Source organism: Vibrio sp. 2134-1 (genome assembly GCF_033339495.1).
Window position 1 is genome coordinate 78,115 of record NZ_JAWOUS010000017.1, and the last position, 18,700, is coordinate 96,814.

Sequence of the window (18,700 nt, forward strand, 5' to 3'; positions counted from 1 at the left end):
TTTCATTTGCATGGCTAATGGCTATCTGAACACCGCGTTACAAATTATAACTTAGGAAGCATGCTCATGCTCTGCATGAAAAAGAAGAGTGGCTCAGTCACCGCCGTAACACGGACGTCGATAGGTCTCCCAACTTAGCCCTTAGCGACAGATGTCGCGATAATGGAATGCACATGGTGTGCAAATAATACACAAGGTAGCCTTGTTACCTTAGCTTGGGATTATAAAAGTTATATGAACACAAATCGTGAACATGAGTGTGATGTATTAGTGGTAGGGAGTGGCGCGGCAGGTTTGTCGTTGGCTTTGCGCGTTGCTAACCACTGTAAGGTGATGGTGCTGAGTAAAGGACCACGCAGCGAAGGGGCGACATACTATGCTCAAGGCGGTATCGCTGCCGTATTTGATGAGTCAGACACCATTGATTCACACGTTGAAGACACGCAAATCGCCGGGAATGGTATTTGCGATGAGGAGACCGTAAGGTTCATTGCTGAGCATTCAAAAGAGTGCGTACAGTGGTTGATTGACGGTGGTGTCCCATTTGATCGTGAAGAAGATGACTCTGACGATGAACCTCGCTACCACTTAACTCGTGAAGGTGGTCATAGCCGTCGTCGTATTCTTCACGCGGCAGATGCGACAGGTATGGCGATGCAAACCTCCCTGCAAGATAACGCTCATAACCATCCAAACATTCATGTTCTCGAACGTCACAATGCTCTGGACTTAATCACCGAAGACAAAATTGGCGGTGATAAAAACAAAGTTATCGGTGCTTATATTTGGAACCGCAACGAAGAGCATGTCGAAACCGTGCGAGCCAAATTTGTGGTTCTCGCTACAGGTGGTGCTTCAAAGGTTTATCAATACACCTCTAACCCAGATGTGTCGTCTGGTGATGGTATTGCGATTGCTTGGCGTGCAGGGTGTCGTGTGGCGAATATGGAATTTAACCAGTTCCACCCTACGTGTTTATATCACCCAGAAGCACGTAACTTCTTGCTAACTGAAGCGTTACGTGGCGAAGGTGCTTACCTGCGTCGTCCAGATGGTTCTCGCTTTATGCCAGATTTCGATGAACGTAAAGAGCTTGCTCCGCGTGACGTCGTGGCTCGTGCTATCGACTTCGAAATGAAGCGTTTAGGTGCCGACTGTATGTATCTCGACATCAGCCATAAGCCTGCTGACTTTATTACGAAACACTTCCCAACCATTTATTCACGTTTGATGGACTTGGGCATTGACATGACTAAAGAGCCAATCCCAATCGTACCTGCTGCACACTACACTTGTGGCGGTGTCATGGTGGATAGAAATGGCTGCACCGATCTGAAAAATTTGTATGCGATTGGTGAAGTTAGCTACACCGGGCTGCATGGTGCTAACCGCATGGCATCAAACTCACTTCTCGAATGCGTGGTTTATGCTTGGTCTGCGGCAAAAGATATTCTAAAACATCACACTAACGTTGAGCTACCTTCACAGGTGCCATGTTGGGATGAAAGCAAAGTAACCAATAGTGATGAAGAAGTGATCATTCAGCACAACTGGCACGAGCTTCGTCTGTTTATGTGGGACTACATGGGCATTGTGCGAACTGACAAGCGTTTAGAGCGCGCCTTACGCCGTATCCAACTGTTGCAACAAGAAACACACGAGTACTACAGCAATTTTCGAGTATCGAACAACTTATTAGAACTGCGTAACCTTTTACAAGTAGCAGAGTTGATGGTTCGTTGTGCGATGCAGCGTAAAGAGAGTCGAGGTTTGCACTACACGCTTGACTATCCGAACCAACTGGAAAACAGCGGACCAACGATTTTGGTTCCAGCTAAACAGCTTTAACTCTACCGAGTAAACTATTACATCAGCAGGGAGCATTAGCTCCCTGTTTCATTTCCCATTGGCGTAATACCAAAGATAATTGACGATACTGCTCATCGTCACAGCTATCACGCCAAATCGTAACACTACGGCCAGATTGCAATTGGAATGTTATCTTGAATGGTGATGCCGATGTATCAACTCGCTGTAAATGACCCTTTTCGGACTCAATATCTTCCGAGTATTCGCCACACTCAAGGGCATCAAACCTAACTGAGCCATCGCAGTGCACATACCAATGCCCATGACTTGTAGGTTGAACAAGGCCTTGGCTTGAGAGAGCCTTAACAATCAGTAATAACAAATAAGTCGATAATACGAGCGGAATGCTAGAGAAGATAACAGCCCAAGTCATCAATAAGAAAAGTACAACATTGAAGACTCGGGCAGTCAGAGAGGGAGAAGCAGTAAAATTAACGAACTTTGCTGAGGTTATGGGCGACAATTTTATCAACCATTGCTGCATGACCTAAATTTTCGCTACGGCCATGCCCCATTACCCAAGTAAACAGATCAGGATCATCGCATTCAAGTAAAGAAACAAAGTCACGCTGCTCTTGTTCACTCAGAGTATCAAAGCACTCTTCAAAAAACGGCATAATTACTACGTCAAGCTCAAGCATGCCTCGACGACAAGCCCATTTAATACGCGCTTTTTCTTCCGGAGTGTACATTCACTATTCCTTCATAGATGTCTTGTTGTTAGTGCGGAGTGTAACAAGGGATGTGCTACGTCACTAGTGTGCGGGTCACAATACGATAGTGAAAGCAGACAAATGTTGATTCGTAAATCGCTCCCCTAGTATCTCAAGGTTATTTGGGTATAACATAGCGGAAAAATATCTTCAAAAGGCATTGTAATTATGGAATGGCAAACTCGTTTTTCAGCATTACCTCTCTCAACTCAAGACGCACTTCCAGAGTTATCTATCTCACTGCTGGATAACTTCGGCATGATCACCATGATCGGTGATGATAAAAAATCATACTTACAAGGTCAGGTTACCTGCGATGTTGTTTCTTTAGAACAAGACCAATCAACACTGGGCGCACATTGTGATGCAAAAGGCAAAGTGTGGAGCGTGTTCCGGCTTTTCCATCATCATGATGGCTACGGCATGATCCAACCAAAATCGGCGATTGACGTAGAACTTAGTGAAATAAAGAAATACGCCATTTTCTCTAAAGTAACGATTGAAGCTTCTGATGACGTTATCTTAGGTGTTGCTGGCGTCAAAGCCGACGAATTCATTTCAACAATGAGCAAGACAACTGGCAGCGTTCGCCCAGTTGACGGTGGCACAGCAGTGCAAGTTGCACAAGATCGTTGGTTACTGATATTAAGTGCGCCAAAAGCACAGCAAATCGTTGAAACTACCGACGCTGTCTTTACGACAAATGAGCTTTGGAATCGTTTCGATATTGAGGCAGGTTTACCATTTGTCTCTGCATCCGCGCAGAATGCTCACATTCCACAAGCACTCAACGTGCAAGCTTTAGGAGGCATAAGCTTCACAAAGGGCTGCTACACGGGACAAGAAACGGTAGCACGAGCGAAGTATCGCGGTACCAATAAACGTGCGATGTATATCGTAAAAGGTGCAACTTCTGCTCCATTCAGTGACGAACCAATTGAGATCGAACGCAGCGTAGGTGAAAACTGGCGTTCAGTAGGTGCTTTATTAAATCACTACCAGTTCAGTGACAATCACGCGATTGGCCTGATCGTACTGCCTAATAATCTCGATGAATACACTCGTCTTCGTTTAGTTGCGCAACCAGAATGTGAATGGACAATCGAATCACTGCCTTACAGTCTTGATGATGAGTAATACAATCAATACTCCTTTGATGCAATTTCTCACAGACCAACACATTCCGTTTCGTCTGTTACCGCATCAAAGACCATCAACCACCATTGAGGATGCCGCGCACCAACGCGGCATTCGCCCTTCTCAAATGGTGAAAGCAATCTTGCTACGAGACATGGGTAATCAATATGCACTCGCCTGTGCACCAGGTGATCGTAGCGTTGATCCCAAAAAAGTGCGCTCGTTACTGAAATGTCGCCGGATGACTTGTGTTGATCAAGCCGATGTTGAGTCCATCACTGGTTACAAAGTTGGTACTGTCACTCCTCTGTTACTCAAACGTCATATGCCAATCGTGTTCGACCCCAGCTTACTAGAAGAACAGGAAGTCACGATCAGCAGTGGCGATCGAATGGCTGGGCTGGCGCTTTCTATTCAAGATCTTATCCAATTGTGCCAGCCGACCGTAGCTGAGATCTGTCGTTAATCGTCTAAAAACAATGTAATGACACGTAGTGTTTCTATCACTGCGTGATCTCGCTCATATCTACAAAAATAGACATGAGAATTTTTAATCACATATAAAACATAAATAGTCACAAAGATAAAACTCGTATATGCTGAATTTGTTGGTTAAGTTTCAAACAAGCACTTAACCAATATAAAGTGAGTCAGCTAGCTGAGTGACAGCATTCATGCAGTTAGTTATCCACTTTTGTGTAATGCATCTGTGACTATTCGCCCGCTGAAGCGGGCTTTTTTTTACGTGGAACTTTTTCTCTTTCATTTCCTCTAATCGTTAGAACGTAAAGTGTGTTACGCGAAGCACGACCTTAATAGAAACAACTAGCAAACAACCGTTTTCGTTCTATTCTTAATTCTGTAACAAAACTATTGCTTAATGCGTCACGTAAAAAGGAGTGTATTGGCGTAAGGGTTCCTTTAGAGAGGTTATTTTTGGGGTAATCCTCACGCTATTTAAGAGATGACACTGTCAAATTGTCTAAGACAACACAATTCTCTGACGCAACACCCTACATCTGTATTTAATACTATTGCTGTCACAATAATTTTCGCGTCCAGAACGTAGAATACCTAGGCTAGGTTAGATAAAAGGAAAGTAAATATGAGACTGTTTAAGCGCTATACACCAAGTATGATTGCTAAACATATAAGTCGTCTTTTTAAAGGAAGAATTTATATTTACGGGGTCGGTAGATTCGAGTTTGATAACGGTAAGTTAATACTGCCGGAGAAAGCAGAGCAACGCCATTTCCGAGCGGTCAAAGAGATCAATCAAGAAATAATGAAACTCCGATGCGCATATGCTTAGCAAAATGTTGATAAAACAAAGGCTGGATTAACCAGCCTTTTGTGTATTTGAAGTTCGCTTTGCACTTACTGACGCGCCAGATCCGGCAAGTGTCCCTTTAAACCAAGCGCGCGCTTCATGATCTCATCTTTCGCTCCCGGCAGTTGCCCCGCTAAACTCAAGCCAATGCCACGAACAAGCTTCTTAGCAGGGTTCTCGCCAGAGAACAAATCTCGAAACCCTTGCATAGTAGCGATCATCTTTGCCGCTTCCGCTTTTCGCCAACGCTCGTAGCTTCTTAGGTTGCGTTTACTGCCGATATCTTGACCCTGCTTCCAAAGTGCTAATACTTCTTGAGCAAGACTGGCCGCATCTAATAAACCTAAATTCACACCCTGCCCCGCTAATGGGTGAATGGTATGGGCCGCATCACCAACCAGCGCGACTCGCTCGACAACAAAATCTCGCGCATAGCGCATTTTCAAAGGAAACGCAGCACGCTCTCCCACTACTTCACATAGACCAAGTCGAGCATCAAACTCACTCGTCAACGCTTTATTGAAATCATGTTCACTCATCGCCACTAACTGCTCTGCTCGATTTGGCTCCGTGGACCAAACAATAGAGCACATATCTGGTTGCGACATTGGCAAAAATGCCAACGGTCCGTGAGGAGTAAATATCTGGCGCGCAATGCTGTTGTGTGGCATAGCAGTTTTGACATTCGCGACCAAAGCATGATGACCATAGTCCCAATGCGTTAATGGAATATCCATTTGATGGCGAAGCCACGAATTCGCCCCATCGGCTCCGACCACTAATTTAGCGGTCATGGCTTGGCCATTATCGAGCGTCAGCCAGCTTTCTTGCTCACCGACCGCGAGAGTCGCGCAACGTGCAGGCATAAACATAGTGACGTTATCGAGCTTTTGGACTTGTTCAAGCAGCGCAAGTTGAATCACACGATTCTCAACAATGTGCCCTAAATCAGGTTGTGCCATACTTTGTGCATTAAATTCAATACTGGCAAAGCTATCTTGTTCCCATACTTCCATGCCATGGTAAGGTGAAGCTCGGCGCTGTTCTATGCCCTGCCAAGCACCAAGTTTACGCAAAATCGTCTCACTAGAGCGGCTCAGCGCAGACACACGAACATCGGGCAATTCTTTCAACGAATCATCTGGCACTTTACCTTCAATAACGGCGACACGCAGATCACTGTCTTTGAACGCGGCAGCAAGTGCCAACCCAACCATCCCTCCGCCGATGATGGCGATATCTACACTTTGCATCATTGCTTTTTATTACCTAATTCAGTGCGGCCGTTCATCGTTTTACCAAGCCAAGTGTATGGCGTAGTAGCGGCTGCTTAAAAATAGAAAGGTTATCCATCGCTGCTAAGGCAGTATTTCGGCCAATTCGCATCGCGGGTAAATCATTTGAAAAAACATGCACCAAGGCACTGGTTAGCCAAATAGTTTCGCTTCGATCTGCTTCTCTACGTTGACTAAAGCGCATCAGGCCTTGATAAAGACCCACATCCTCACTTTGGTGCACAATTTCTTCTGCTAGTGAGACTACATCGCGAATACCGAGATTAAAGCCTTGTCCAGCTATCGGGTGCAGCGTTTGCGCCGCATTTCCAACAATCGCAAAGCGATGTGAAATATTTTGCTTTCGATGGCGAAGAAGCAATGGGTAACTTGCACGACGCCCCACTTTTTTCATCGCGCCTAAACGCCAACCAAAATCGTTCTGTAAATGCTGGAGAAATGCTTGATCAGATAACTCAAGAACGGCTTGGGCTTCTTCAGGGTGCAAACACCAAACTAAGGACATTCGATTGTCACTCATTGGCAATAAAGCAACAGGGCCATTTTCAGTAAAACGTTCAAAGGCTCTACCTTGATGAGGTTCTTGAGTCACAATATTGGCAATGACAGCCACTTGTTCAAAATCTTGCTCAGAAAGTTCTAGACCAATTTTCTGACAACAGGTCGAAACAGCACCATCTGCAGCCACCAGCAGTTTTGCTTCAAGTTGCTCACCACTTTTCAACGTCACATGGGTACAGTTTTGCTCGCGCTCGATATCGGTAACCGAGTCAGGACAAAACAGCGTAATTGATTCGCTGCTGTCTAATAATTCTTGATATACACGCCCAACATCGGCTAATTCTACAACATACCCTAGAGCTCCCACCCCAACCTCTTGCTTGGTAATCTCCGTCATCCCAGCATGAGAACGGTCAGAAACGTGGATATGTTCAATGGGTGTGACAAACGGTTCTACTGACGTCCAGAGCTGTAGTTGACGCAACAGATTGACAGTACCGTAAGACAATGCGATTGAGCGAGAGTCAAAACCAGGGTGCATATCTGATTGTGCTTTAAAAGGCTCAACGACGGCAATGCGGAGCTTTCCCTGAGACAAATGGTCAATCGCCAATGCTAACGTTGCACCAGCCATGGCACCACCAGCAATGACTACATCATATTGCTTCATACTAACCTCTGGACGGTCTACGATTAGTGAATAGTAGGTTTTTTGTCGCTGCTTTCAGGACGAACACCAAATTCAGCATGAATCGTTAGTACGCAAGCTTTGATGTGCTCAATCACTTGCTCTAGCAATTGCGCTTGTTCACCAAGATCGTCATCTTCATCAATGCCTAATTTGGCAATCTCTTCTAGATCAGCCAGTGCTTCTTTAGCGTCATCAGATGCTTTATTAAGAGCAACGCCTGCTAGACCTAGCCCAGAAATAAAGTGGTTTACAAAGTCGGACACACTGTCGGCTAATGCGAATAAGCCTTCTTCGCCCGGCTCATCTGGCAATAATAAAGACAGCTCCATCGACGTGCCAGTTAGTTCATTGACAGTAACAGTGAATACGCTTTGAGCAAAAGCTAGCGCGGTAGAAGGCCAACCCATACCATCATTGGTGTAGTCAAACAGAATAGGCTGCCAAGTTTGATCATTAATCGCCAATCCACCACTTAACATGCCGACAAATAAGCCATGTAATTCCGCAGGTGTTACTGCTAGACTTGCAGATTGCAGTTCAGCAGCAATAGATTGGTATTCAGGAAGGGTGATTTCACTCATAACTTGGCTCATTCTTGCGTAATAATGTATTGGTATATCCTACCATCAAGGTTAGTGGTCTGAAACGGCTATCAAATTCAATTTTGGACAGCATTTGTTCAATTTGCCCAATTCCTGTGTGATCTCGTCATCATTTCTCTTTCTGTGATGGGAAATGCTTGAATCTTAATAGCGGTTTTCCTATAGTTTGCTCCTCGGTAGTTGTATGAAGCAACACCTTAGATAGCGCGAATATAGAGTTTATTCATCATGAGCAATCAAGCGATCGACGTTGAAATATTAGGCAAACTTACACGAGTGAATTGTCCGACAGGACAAGAAGAGTCTCTTGTTGCAGCGGCAAAAGATCTTGATCGCCGATTGAAAGAAATGAGCGAACGTACTAAGGTAACCAATGAAATCCAACTGCTGACCTTTGCTGCATTGAATATTTGCTATGAGTTGCACACCAAGTCATACGAATCCAATGGTCAACAGCAAGAAATTACTGAGCGAATGGAAAAGCTCACCGCGTCTTTAGAGAACGCACTAAGCAAAGTTACGCAAGGACAGCAGTAAATACAAAATTTACCCTGGGGTGTGCGTCAGCAGGATTTAAGTCCCTGAGCCGATAAGCAATACCTAAGGGTTAGTATTTGGTAACTATTGAGCAAGCTCGGCATGCACCGAGAAGCCTACGGTTGTCATTGCTGATCCGCCTTGAACCAGCTGGTTCAAGGGCCACAATCCTCAACGGCACCCTGGGGTATTCTCTCTATGTCAGACCTCTCTCGACAAGACTTCCGCAAACTGATTCGTGAAAAGCGCAACGCTCTGTGCAGTGATACGCAATACCAAGCGGGAATCGACCTGATTACTCAATTTTCCCAACTTCCTGAAATCGATCAGGCGCAACATATTGCCATCTACCTTTCTGCAGACGGTGAGCTTGATACTAAACCGCTCATTAAATGGTTATGGCAACAGGGAAAATCGGTTTATCTGCCCGTCATCCATCCCTTTTCTAAAGGTCAGTTACTGTTTCTTCAGTATATAAGTGATGAACAGCTCGTCTACAACAAGTACGGCATCTTAGAGCCCAAGCTCGATATCAGACACCTCAAACCCGTTCGCCAGCTTGATTTAATCTGCACACCTTTAGTTGGGTTCGACAGTATCGGACACCGCTTAGGCATGGGCGGGGGGTACTACGATCGTACTCTGTCACGTTGGTTTGTAACTGGAGAGGGTGCTAAACCTGTCGGTATCGCTCATGACTGCCAACATGTAGAACGCTTACCAATTGAAAGCTGGGACATTCCATTACCTAAGATCGTGACCCCAAGCCAAATATGGCAATGGGAAAGTGACAAGTAAGCCGCTATAATCACGCCCGCAAACGTTAACGAACATCTATTCAGGAGATTGGCATGACTCAAGATGAAATGAAAAAAGCGGCTGGTTGGGCAGCACTAAAATATGTTGAGAAAGGCAGCATTGTCGGTGTTGGTACTGGCTCTACCGTGAATCACTTCATCGATGCACTAGGCACTATCAAAGATGATATTAAAGGTGCAGTGTCTAGCTCTGTCGCTTCAACTGAGCGCCTTAAAGAGCTTGGTATTGAAGTATACGAGTGCAACGATGTAATGAAGCTGGATGTGTATGTTGATGGCGCAGATGAGATCAACCCAGCACGTGAAATGATCAAAGGCGGCGGCGCGGCTCTGACTCGTGAGAAAATTGTCGCAGCAATCTCTGATAAGTTCGTATGTATCGTTGACGGCACTAAAGCAGTTGACGTACTTGGCCAGTTCCCATTGCCTGTTGAAGTAATCCCAATGGCACGCTCTTACGTGGCTCGTGAATTGGTAAAACTAGGTGGTGATCCAGCTTACCGTGAAGGCGTTGTGACTGACAACGGCAACGTGATTCTGGATGTGCACAATATGCAAATTACCAACCCGAAAGAAATGGAAGACAAAATAAACGGCATCGCTGGTGTGGTGACTGTGGGTCTTTTCGCTCATCGTGGTGCAGACGTAGTGATCACTGGCACACCAGAAGGTGCAAAAATTGAAGAATAAATAACAGCCCAAAATGAACCTATCTGGTTCACTTTTCTGTTATTTCATTACATACGGTGCTGCAAGGCACCGTTTTTTATTCCTTTCTATAAGAAAATTATCTCTTATTCCGTAATTTTCTTACCCAAAGCAATTTTTTTTTGTTACTTTATTGAACAGAAGACGCACAGGGAAACGTTTGTCTTCCTACAAAACTGTTAATTATCCCCTTTTTAATAGTTTTGCCCAATGTGCGCCACATTAGCCCACCTTTCCATTTTAAGGACGAGAAAAATGGCCAAAGTTTCACTGGAAAAAGAAAAGATTAAGATCCTCTTGTTAGAGGGACTCCACCCTTCTTCAGTTGAAGTTCTTCAAGCAGCTGGTTATACCAACATTGAATACCATAAAGGTTCCCTTCCGGAAGAAGAACTAATTGAAGCAGTAAAAGACGTGCACTTCATTGGTATCCGCTCCCGTACGAACCTATCCGAAGAGGTAATCAATGCGGCGAACAAGCTGGTTGCAATTGGCTGTTTTTGTATTGGTACTAACCAAGTAAACCTAGATGCAGCAGCAAAACGCGGTATTCCTGTCTTTAATGCACCATTCTCTAACACTCGAAGCGTGGCAGAGCTTGTACTTGGGCAAATCCTTTTACTAGTGCGTGGTATTCCTGAAAAGAATGCACTTGCACATCGCGGTATTTGGAAGAAAAGTGCAGACAACTCTTACGAAGCTCGTGGTAAGTGCCTTGGCATTATCGGATACGGTCACATTGGTACGCAGCTTGGTATTATTGCCGAAAACTTAGGTATGCGCGTTTACTACTACGATATTGAGAACAAACTGTCCCTTGGTAATGCGACGCAAGTACATACCATGAGTGAACTATTGAACAAATGTGATGTGATTTCTTTGCACGTTCCCGAAACACCGGAAACGAAAAACATGATGGGTGAAGCTGAATTTGCTCGAATGAAACCAGGTTCCATCTTTATCAACGCGGCACGTGGCACCGTTGTGGATATTCCTGCACTTTGCCATAGCTTAGAAGCTGGTCACCTTGCTGGCGCTGCAATTGATGTATTCCCAACTGAACCAAAAACGAATGCTGACCCGTTCGAGTCTCCTTTACAAAAATTCGATAACGTCATCCTCACTCCACACGTTGGTGGTTCAACACAAGAAGCACAAGAAAATATCGGCTTAGAAGTGGCGGGTAAACTGGCTAAGTACTCTGATAACGGATCGACACTTTCAAGCGTAAACTTCCCTGAAGTGTCATTACCAGAACACAGTGGTGAGTGCTCTCGTCTGCTTCATATCCACAAGAACCGTCCTGGTATCCTAACTCAGATCAACACCATCTTTGCTGAAGAAGGCATTAACATTGCCGCGCAGTACCTACAAACAGCCGCTGAAATAGGCTACGTAGTGATCGACGTTGAAACTGAACGCTCAGAAGAAGCTCTAACAAAGCTCAAAAACATTGAAGGCACAATCCGTGCTCGTATCCTGCATTAAACTGTGAAATAGAAATGACAAAGGCAGGGGTTGTAACTCCCTGCCTTTTGCTTTTTACTGTTTGCTAAGCCTTACTTTAGCTTATAAATGACATCGACTTGATCGCGAATGATCATGGTTGAATCTTGGTAGCTATTCGCTCCTTCTTTACTATCCATCGCCATTGAACGCATTAACACAGGCTGAACGTGCATCTGTCTGTAATTGATCTGCCATACATCGCCCAACTTTTTCTCAAAACCAGTCGCTAATGACCCTGCTTTTTCTCTTGCGTCCTTAATCGCAGCCATTCGTGCCTTTTGCTGATACTCGGCTTGGTTGCTTACCTTAAGTTGAATATTATCAACCTGATTAATTCCCGCTTCTAACGCCATATCTAGGTATTGGTTAAGGTTTTTCAGATCCGTCACCGTGACATCAATACTGCGAGATGCTCGATACCCAACAAGTTCTGCTTTTCCTGATTTAGGGTAATGGTACTGAGGAGCAAGGTATAAATTCGAGCTAGTAATATTGTCTTTTGATAAGCCGGCATCCGATAAGCTTTTTAGAAACTCTTCAACGGTTTTATCTACGGACAATTTCGCTTGTTCGGCCGTCATTGTCGTATCGACTACTTTTACAGAAAACGTAGCCATATCAGGTGTGGCCGTCACTTCGCCATACCCCGTTGTCGTAACATGAGCAAACTCTGGCGTATTCGCCAAAACTGAAGCACTGGTAAGGCTGAGTGCTGAAGCCAGCAAAAATGAATACAATTTCATTCAATAAATCCATCCATACAAAATTAAGTACTTAATCTCAGATTCCAACATCACTATCATGGCTGAGAAAGCGTGTGGTTTCATAATAGAAACTTCCGCCGATTATCCAAGCACCCATAGTGACTTCTAACACAACTTTGACTATGTAACATTGGCGTAATTTTTAAACAAAACACACTAAGTTAACGATATGCAGCTCTGACAAACTTATTGAGGTAGATGCTGCTGCGCATACCCCACTATCGCGTGTGAGATTTCTTGTAATACCCCAGTTTCTAACTGCCAGTGGTGCCAATAAATCCGATGGGACATTAAAAAACCTGGAGTCACATCAACCAACACACCTCTGTCTAATTCGTCGGTAATTTGCAAGCGGGGGATCAAGCAATAAGCAACACCAGCTAACGCCACTTTTAGAAACGCTTCAGAACTACTGATGTTGTGATGAATAACGCTGTCAGGATTGACGTTAAAATGCTCGGTAAGAAATGTTTTATGTAGATCATCATATTGGTCATATGAAACGGCCGGTGCTTTTGCCAATGTCTGATTATTTACGCCTTTAAAAAAATAACGCTGATAGAACTCTGGGCTCGCGACACAAACATAATCGATGCGACCTAAATAGTCTGCTCTGCATCCGGGGATTGGCTGGGACTCCAAGCTGATCGCTCCTGTCACTTCGCCACTTTTGAGTTTTTCAATAGAGCGGTATTCACCAAAGATAGTCAGTTTTAGTTCAACTTGACGCTGCTTCATAATATTTTGCAGCGCTGGCAGTAGCCATGTTGCAAGGCTATCTGCATTAGTCGCTAAAGAGAGTTGCACAGGTCGCGTACTGGTATCATTTTTTAGTTCGGGGAGAATTTCATGCTCTAGCAAGCGTACTCGCCGATAAAGACCCAACAATTTTTTACCAATTGGCGTTGGCTTAGGTGGCTGGCTTCGAATTAAAACAGGCTGCGCGAGAAACTTCTCTAACTGCTTGATACGTTGAGAAATGGCGGATTGAGAAACAAATAAATGCTCGGCAGCACGCTCAAAGCTACCCTGATAAACTATAGCGTCTAATGCCTCAATCCATTTGTAATCTAACCCTCGCATACCTTTCCTCTCACTCTTGATCAAACGCCTCCCGTTAAATTAGTCTATCTAATGTAAGATTAAAATCATTAATTATACTTATTTAGATAAACGCTTTATCTTTCCCCTCTCTGTAAATGTATTTGTTATTTTGAAGTGAGGTGAAGTGTGAGCTTGTGGGTTCTATTGCAAGGTTTTGGTTTAGGAGCATCAATGATCATTCCGATCGGCGCGCAAAATGCGTATGTTTTGAATCAAGGCATAAAGCGTAACCACCACCTAACAACCGCCACTATTTGTAGCGTGCTAGATATGATTTTCATCTCTCTAGGTATCTTTGGTGGTGGTGCAATTCTGTCTCAAAATGAAATCTTACTGACGTCGGTGACACTTGGTGGTATTGCTTTCTTGAGCTTCTATGGACTGCTCTCGCTAAAAAGTGCTTTTAAGCCAGAGAGTGAATCGGAATCAAAAGGGGAGATCGTAGCTCGAGGTCGTCGAACGGTTATTCTAGGTGCGTTAGCCGTCACTGTGCTTAATCCGCACTTATATTTAGATACAGTCGTTATTCTAGGTTCGATCGGTGGACAATTTGAAGGCCATGATCGCATTGCTTTTGCACTAGGTACGATTATGGCTTCCTTTGTTTGGTTCTACACTTTATCGATAGGAGCAGCCAAACTAGGTCCAACACTCTCTAAACCAAAAGTGAAAAAAACCATCGACATTGCAATCGCAATGATGATGTTCACAATAGCGTATATCTTAGCGAGTGAGCTTATTGATAAGTATTGGTAATCATAAGGTAGTAAAGCAGCAAAGACATGGAGTCACTAAAACGTATTTATAACAACAATAGAGAGCGATTCAACGCGCTCTCTATTCCTTTTCGGGAATGGCAGCACGAAGCCATCTTAGACTTTGAGACAGATATACGCATTGCGAGAGAGCTTGGTTGGACGGGTACGCATACCAAAAGCCTCTTTTTAACACTCAAAGGACAAGGTTACGCGGTTTATCTGACAGATAAGGACTCGCGCCTCGATGCCAAGCAGATTAAAGCGATTACAGGTAAACGTCCCTCTATTTGTAATGACGATGAAATGGTCGAAGTGTTAGGTTGCGTACCCGGCGCGGTTTGCCCAATAGGCTTACCGGAATACATCACTATCATTGTTGATACCAATCTCTATCAACATCAAGAGTTGCTCTATACGCCTGGCTTACCTGAGTTCACATTTGGATTTGCAGGTAAACATCTAAAACGCCTCTTACTTGCTGGTCATCACACCCTTTACGAAGTATAAAAAAGCGAGGCCTATTGGCCTCGCTTTTGAATATCGACTGCTTTTGATTAAGCGTCGACTTTGTTCAGGTGAACATCCATTTGTGGGAATGGAATCTCGATACCATTTTCATCCAATGCTTCTTTAATACCTTGCATTGCATCAAAGTATACGCCCCAGTAATCTGCAGTTTTCACCCATGGACGAACCACAAAGTTAACTGAAGAGTCTGCTAACGTAAGTACACCAATTGTGATATCTGGGTCTTTCAAGATACGTGGATCTTTCTCTAGCGTCTCACGAATCACTTTCTTCGTTAGTTTAAGGTCTGCTTTGTATGAAACACCAATCACTAGGTCGACACGTCGTGTCGCATGGCGAGAGTAGTTAGTAATGGCACCGCCGATAACTGAAGAGTTAGGCACAACAACCATTTTGTTGTCTGGTGTTTTTAGAACGGTTTGGAAGATTTGAATTGCTTCAACACTACCCGCTACACCACCGATTTCTACGTAGTCGCCTGATTTGAATGGACGGAACGCAACAATAAGTACGCCTGCTGCAAAGTTTGATAGTGAACCTTGTAGTGCAAGACCAACAGCAAGACCTGCCGCACCAATCACAGCAACAACAGAAGCGGTTTGAACTCCTAATCGACCAAGAGCCGCGATTAGCACGATTACAAATAGCAAGTAACGAACAAGACCGTGAATAAATTCAACGACGGCCTTATCCATGTTTTTCTTTTCTAGTACTTTAGAAACACTACCAGCGACTGCCTTAACGATAAGATTACCGATAAACAGAATAAGCAGCGCAGAGATAATGTTCACACCGTACTGAACCAGTAGATCTGAATTGTTTGTCAGCCAAGTTTCAGCCTGAGTTAGACCATCCGTTAAAGTGGTATCGATACCCACCGATTCACCTGCCATAATTCTTATCCTCAAAAATAAAGAGATATAAATCCAATTGCCGTTAATTTATGAACCTTGTTTTTTAAAGGCTCTTTTCTAAAACAACATCCCTATTGCTCCACTGAACAGTGTCAGATTTTTGGCACAATATCCCAACTCTGACTTTTTTCAAAGTCAGAGTTTCGCAAAGATATGCAAAACAAGACTTTATCAGAGCTTTCTGACACTGACTTGTTACAGGTTACGCAATGCACTCTGATTTCGCCACTCTTAAGACTGATATTCCCATGTTTTCTTTAAAAAAACGTTAAAGGTGAGATATCTCACTAGCAAATACAATCTAACGCATAAAAATATCGGGAGAAAGCAGCCTGGAAGAAAATGATAGACATAAAAAAACCCGCTCAAAGAGCGGGTTTTTAAGTAACTTAATCAGTAACGATTATAGTACGTCAACTGCGTTAAGGTCAGCAAATGCTTGCTCTAGACGAGTAACCATTGAAGCTTGGCCTGCACGTAGCCATACGCGTGGATCGTAGTACTTCTTGTTTGGTGCATCTTCACCAGTTGGGTTACCGATCTGACCTTGTAGGTAATCGTGGTTTTCAGCTTCGAACTTACGGATACCATCCCAAGTAGCCCACTGTGTATCAGTATCGATGTTCATTTTGATTACACCGTAGCCGATAGATTCACGGATTTCTTCTAGAGAAGAACCTGAACCGCCGTGGAATACGAAGTTTAGAGAGTTCGCTGGAAGACCGAATTTCTCAGAAACGTGCGCTTGAGAATCACGTAGGATAGTTGGAGTTAGTACAACGTTACCTGGCTTGTATACGCCGTGTACGTTACCGAAAGATGCTGCGATAGTGAAACGGTGGCTGATTGCGCTTAGTTTCTCGTATGCGTATGCAACGTCTTCTGGAGAAGTGTATAGCTCAGACGCATCCATATCAGAGTTGTCAACGCCGTCTTCTTCACCACCAGTACAACCTAGTTCGATTTCTAGAGTCATGTTCATTTTAGCCATGCGCTCTAGGTACTTAGCAGAAATTTCGATGTTCTCTTCTAGAGACTCTTCAGAAAGGTCGATCATGTGAGAAGAGAATAGTGGCTTACCAGTTTGCGCGAAGTACTCTTCACCAGCGTCTAGTAGACCGTCGATCCAAGGAAGTAGTTTCTTAGCTGCGTGGTCAGTGTGTAGGATTACTGGAACACCGTAAGCTTCAGCTACAGCGTGAACGTATTTCGCACCAGCAACAGCACCTAGGATTTGAGCTTCTTGACCTTCAAGTTTTAGACCTTTACCAGCAAAGAAAGCAGCGCCACCGTTAGAGAACTGAACGATAACTGGAGCTTTAACTTTTGCAGCTGCTTCAAGTACTGCGTTTACAGAGTCAGTACCCACACAGTTTACTGCTGGAAGTGCAAAGCTGTTTTCTTTTGCAACTTCAAATACTTTCTGAACGTCATCGCCAGAGATAACACCTGGTTTTACGAAGTCGAAGATCTTAGACATGGATGTAATCCTATTTATCTGTCGTTTTTAAACAAAACTTGTTAAGTTGAAAATCTTGCAAACGTTTGCTCACAACTGAGGCTATTCTAGCAGAGTTCCTCACACGTTGCAGCAAACAAGAAAGCGGGAGAATCACTCCCCCGCTTTGCTTTAATTACTTAGCGCGTGCTTCTAGCATTTCTACTGCTGGAAGAACTTTACCTTCTACGAACTCAAGGAAAGCGCCGCCGCCAGTAGAGATGTAAGATACATCCGCTTTGATACCGAACTTGTCGATAGCCGCTAGCGTGTCACCACCACCAGCAACAGAGAAGCCTTCAGAAGCTGCGATAGCTTCAGAGATACCTTTAGTACCTGCTTCGAAGTTCTTGAATTCGAATACGCCTACTGGACCATTCCATAGGATAGTCTTAGCGTTTTTAAGGATTTCAGCTAGTTCAGCAGTTGAATCTGGACCAAGGTCGAAGATCATGTCGTCGTCTTGTACTTCAGAAACGTGCTTGATTTCAGCTTCTGCGTTCTCGTCAAATGCTTTCGCACATGCAACGTCAGTTGCTACTGGAATTGCACACTCGTCCATTAGCTTCTTAGCTGTTTCAACTAGGTCTGCTTCGTATAGAGACTTACCAACGTTGTGGCCAGCAGCTGCGATGAATGTGTTAGCAATACCACCACCAACAACGAGTTGGTCAGCGATTTTAGATAGAGACTCAAGAACCGTTAGCTTAGTAGATACTTTTGAACCACCAACGATAGCAACCATTGGGCGAGCTGGCTTGTCCATTGCTTTGCCTAGCGCTTCTAGTTCGTTCGCTAGTAGAGGACCAGCACATGCTACGTCTGCGTGCATACCAACGCCGTGAGTAGATGCTTGAGCACGGTGAGCCGTACCGAATGCGTCCATTACGAATACGTCACATAGTGCTGCGTATTTCTTAGATAGCTCTTCGTCGTTTTTCTTTTCGCCTTTGTTGAAGCGAACGTTTTCAAGAACAACAAGTTCACCCGCATTTAGCTCTAGGCCATCTAGGTAGTCTTTTGCTAGCTTCACTTCGCAATCTAGTGCGTCGTTTAGGTAATTAACAACTGGTTGTAGAGAGAACTCTTCAGCGTATTCACCTTCAGTTGGGCGACCTAGGTGAGACGTAACCATTACTTTAGCGCCTGCTTCTAGGCAGTGCTTAATAGTTGGAAGAGATGCGATGATACGTGCATCCGAAGTTACTTTACCGTCTTTTACTGGCACGTTTAGGTCAGCACGGATAAATACACGTTTACCTGCAAGATCCAGGTCAGTCATCTTGATTACAGACATGATGTGTCCTCTCAAATATTTAATAATTAAAGTTTTTGAAAACTCGGCAACCCTGCCAAGCCTGTTAATTCTTCAAACTGGTTATAGATATGGAGATATTATGGATTTATTTCAAGGCTAGAAATAA

20 protein-coding genes and 1 other RNA gene are annotated in these 18,700 nt (G+C 44.1%); 11 read left to right on the plus strand and 10 right to left on the minus strand.

The window, feature by feature from the left end; all coding sequences use genetic code 11:
- Positions 1-234: 234 nt before the first annotated feature.
- Entirely contained in the window at positions 235-1,848 is a 1,614-nt protein-coding gene (gene nadB, locus R7R78_RS17945; RefSeq protein ID WP_225474076.1) for an L-aspartate oxidase, read from the plus strand.
- 22 nt (positions 1,849-1,870) lie between these two features.
- Here nadB and R7R78_RS17950 read toward each other — a convergent pair whose 3' ends face one another.
- Together R7R78_RS17950 and R7R78_RS17955 are read right to left on the minus strand one after the other, a co-directional pair.
- Positions 1,871-2,332, minus strand: coding sequence for a protein YgfX (locus R7R78_RS17950; protein WP_225474077.1), 462 nt, complete (start codon positions 2,330-2,332; stop codon positions 1,871-1,873).
- Entirely contained in the window at positions 2,301-2,561 is a 261-nt protein-coding gene (locus tag R7R78_RS17955) for a succinate dehydrogenase assembly factor 2 (protein ID WP_005380951.1), read from the minus strand. The genes R7R78_RS17950 and R7R78_RS17955 overlap by 32 nt, the downstream gene beginning before the upstream one ends.
- Positions 2,562-2,750: 189 nt before the next feature.
- Between R7R78_RS17955 and ygfZ the strand changes: the two genes are divergently transcribed.
- From ygfZ to R7R78_RS17970, 3 genes are all read left to right on the plus strand, one after another.
- On the plus strand, positions 2,751-3,719 hold the full coding sequence (gene ygfZ, locus R7R78_RS17960; protein ID WP_225474078.1) for a tRNA-modifying protein YgfZ: 969 nt from the start codon (positions 2,751-2,753) through the stop codon (positions 3,717-3,719).
- Positions 3,712-4,185 (plus strand): aminoacyl-tRNA deacylase, encoded by a 474-nt coding sequence (locus R7R78_RS17965; RefSeq protein WP_021707783.1) that lies wholly within the window; start codon positions 3,712-3,714, stop codon positions 4,183-4,185. The genes ygfZ and R7R78_RS17965 overlap by 8 nt, the downstream gene beginning before the upstream one ends.
- Before the next feature lie 639 nt (positions 4,186-4,824).
- Positions 4,825-5,031 (plus strand): DUF1107 domain-containing protein, encoded by a 207-nt coding sequence (locus R7R78_RS17970; protein WP_005380970.1) that lies wholly within the window; start codon positions 4,825-4,827, stop codon positions 5,029-5,031.
- 65 nt (positions 5,032-5,096) lie between these two features.
- Here R7R78_RS17970 and R7R78_RS17975 read toward each other — a convergent pair whose 3' ends face one another.
- Genes R7R78_RS17975 through R7R78_RS17985 form a run of 3 tightly spaced genes read right to left on the minus strand, consistent with a single transcriptional unit; the run spans position 5,097 to position 8,117 of the window.
- Positions 5,097-6,305: an FAD-dependent 2-octaprenylphenol hydroxylase gene (locus R7R78_RS17975; RefSeq protein ID WP_033907445.1), complete on the minus strand. Its 1,209-nt coding sequence runs from the start codon at positions 6,303-6,305 to the stop codon at positions 5,097-5,099.
- Positions 6,306-6,336: 31 nt separating this feature from the next.
- Positions 6,337-7,515, minus strand: a complete 1,179-nt coding sequence (gene ubiH, locus R7R78_RS17980) for a 2-octaprenyl-6-methoxyphenyl hydroxylase (RefSeq protein ID WP_104975592.1) — start codon at positions 7,513-7,515, stop codon at positions 6,337-6,339.
- A gap of 23 nt (positions 7,516-7,538) precedes the next feature.
- Positions 7,539-8,117 (minus strand): YecA family protein, encoded by a 579-nt coding sequence (locus R7R78_RS17985; RefSeq protein ID WP_033907447.1) that lies wholly within the window; start codon positions 8,115-8,117, stop codon positions 7,539-7,541.
- 249 nt (positions 8,118-8,366) lie between these two features.
- Between R7R78_RS17985 and R7R78_RS17990 the strand changes: the two genes are divergently transcribed.
- The 5 genes from R7R78_RS17990 (at position 8,367) to serA (ending at position 11,689) form a co-directional block, all read left to right on the plus strand.
- A complete protein-coding gene (locus R7R78_RS17990) occupies positions 8,367-8,675 on the plus strand; it encodes a cell division protein ZapA (RefSeq protein ID WP_005384553.1) in 309 nt (102 codons plus the stop codon).
- An 8-nt stretch (positions 8,676-8,683) separates the two neighbouring features.
- Positions 8,684-8,868: non-coding RNA, 6S RNA (ssrS, locus tag R7R78_RS17995), on the plus strand.
- Positions 8,869-8,873: 5 nt separating this feature from the next.
- Positions 8,874-9,473: a 5-formyltetrahydrofolate cyclo-ligase gene (locus tag R7R78_RS18000; RefSeq protein ID WP_225474079.1), complete on the plus strand. Its 600-nt coding sequence runs from the start codon at positions 8,874-8,876 to the stop codon at positions 9,471-9,473.
- A gap of 53 nt (positions 9,474-9,526) precedes the next feature.
- Positions 9,527-10,183: a ribose-5-phosphate isomerase RpiA gene (gene rpiA, locus R7R78_RS18005; RefSeq protein WP_005380982.1), complete on the plus strand. Its 657-nt coding sequence runs from the start codon at positions 9,527-9,529 to the stop codon at positions 10,181-10,183.
- 273 nt (positions 10,184-10,456) lie between these two features.
- Positions 10,457-11,689 carry a phosphoglycerate dehydrogenase gene (gene serA, locus R7R78_RS18010; protein ID WP_005384551.1) on the plus strand — a complete coding sequence of 411 codons (1,233 nt, stop codon included), beginning with the start codon at positions 10,457-10,459 and terminating at the stop codon, positions 11,687-11,689.
- A gap of 71 nt (positions 11,690-11,760) precedes the next feature.
- Here the strand turns inward: serA and R7R78_RS18015 are convergent, their stop codons facing one another.
- Positions 11,761-12,453: an oxidative stress defense protein gene (locus tag R7R78_RS18015; RefSeq protein ID WP_005384550.1), complete on the minus strand. Its 693-nt coding sequence runs from the start codon at positions 12,451-12,453 to the stop codon at positions 11,761-11,763.
- A 207-nt stretch (positions 12,454-12,660) separates the two neighbouring features.
- Positions 12,661-13,557, minus strand: coding sequence for a LysR family transcriptional regulator ArgP (locus tag R7R78_RS18020; protein ID WP_225474080.1), 897 nt, complete (start codon positions 13,555-13,557; stop codon positions 12,661-12,663).
- A gap of 147 nt (positions 13,558-13,704) precedes the next feature.
- Between R7R78_RS18020 and R7R78_RS18025 the strand changes: the two genes are divergently transcribed.
- Both R7R78_RS18025 and R7R78_RS18030 read left to right on the plus strand, forming a co-directional pair.
- A complete protein-coding gene (locus R7R78_RS18025) occupies positions 13,705-14,334 on the plus strand; it encodes a LysE/ArgO family amino acid transporter (protein WP_025998531.1) in 630 nt (209 codons plus the stop codon).
- A 26-nt stretch (positions 14,335-14,360) separates the two neighbouring features.
- Entirely contained in the window at positions 14,361-14,843 is a 483-nt protein-coding gene (locus R7R78_RS18030; RefSeq protein ID WP_017633558.1) for a YbaK/EbsC family protein, read from the plus strand.
- Between the two features lie 47 nt (positions 14,844-14,890).
- Here the strand turns inward: R7R78_RS18030 and mscS are convergent, their stop codons facing one another.
- The 3 genes from mscS to R7R78_RS18045 form a co-directional block, all read right to left on the minus strand.
- On the minus strand, positions 14,891-15,757 hold the full coding sequence (mscS, locus tag R7R78_RS18035) for a small-conductance mechanosensitive channel MscS (RefSeq protein ID WP_005380995.1): 867 nt from the start codon (positions 15,755-15,757) through the stop codon (positions 14,891-14,893).
- A gap of 424 nt (positions 15,758-16,181) precedes the next feature.
- A complete protein-coding gene (gene fbaA / locus R7R78_RS18040; RefSeq protein WP_005380996.1) occupies positions 16,182-17,258 on the minus strand; it encodes a class II fructose-bisphosphate aldolase in 1,077 nt (358 codons plus the stop codon).
- Positions 17,259-17,412: 154 nt separating this feature from the next.
- Positions 17,413-18,573: a phosphoglycerate kinase gene (locus tag R7R78_RS18045; protein ID WP_005384547.1), complete on the minus strand. Its 1,161-nt coding sequence runs from the start codon at positions 18,571-18,573 to the stop codon at positions 17,413-17,415.
- Between the last annotated feature and the right edge of the window lie 127 nt (positions 18,574-18,700).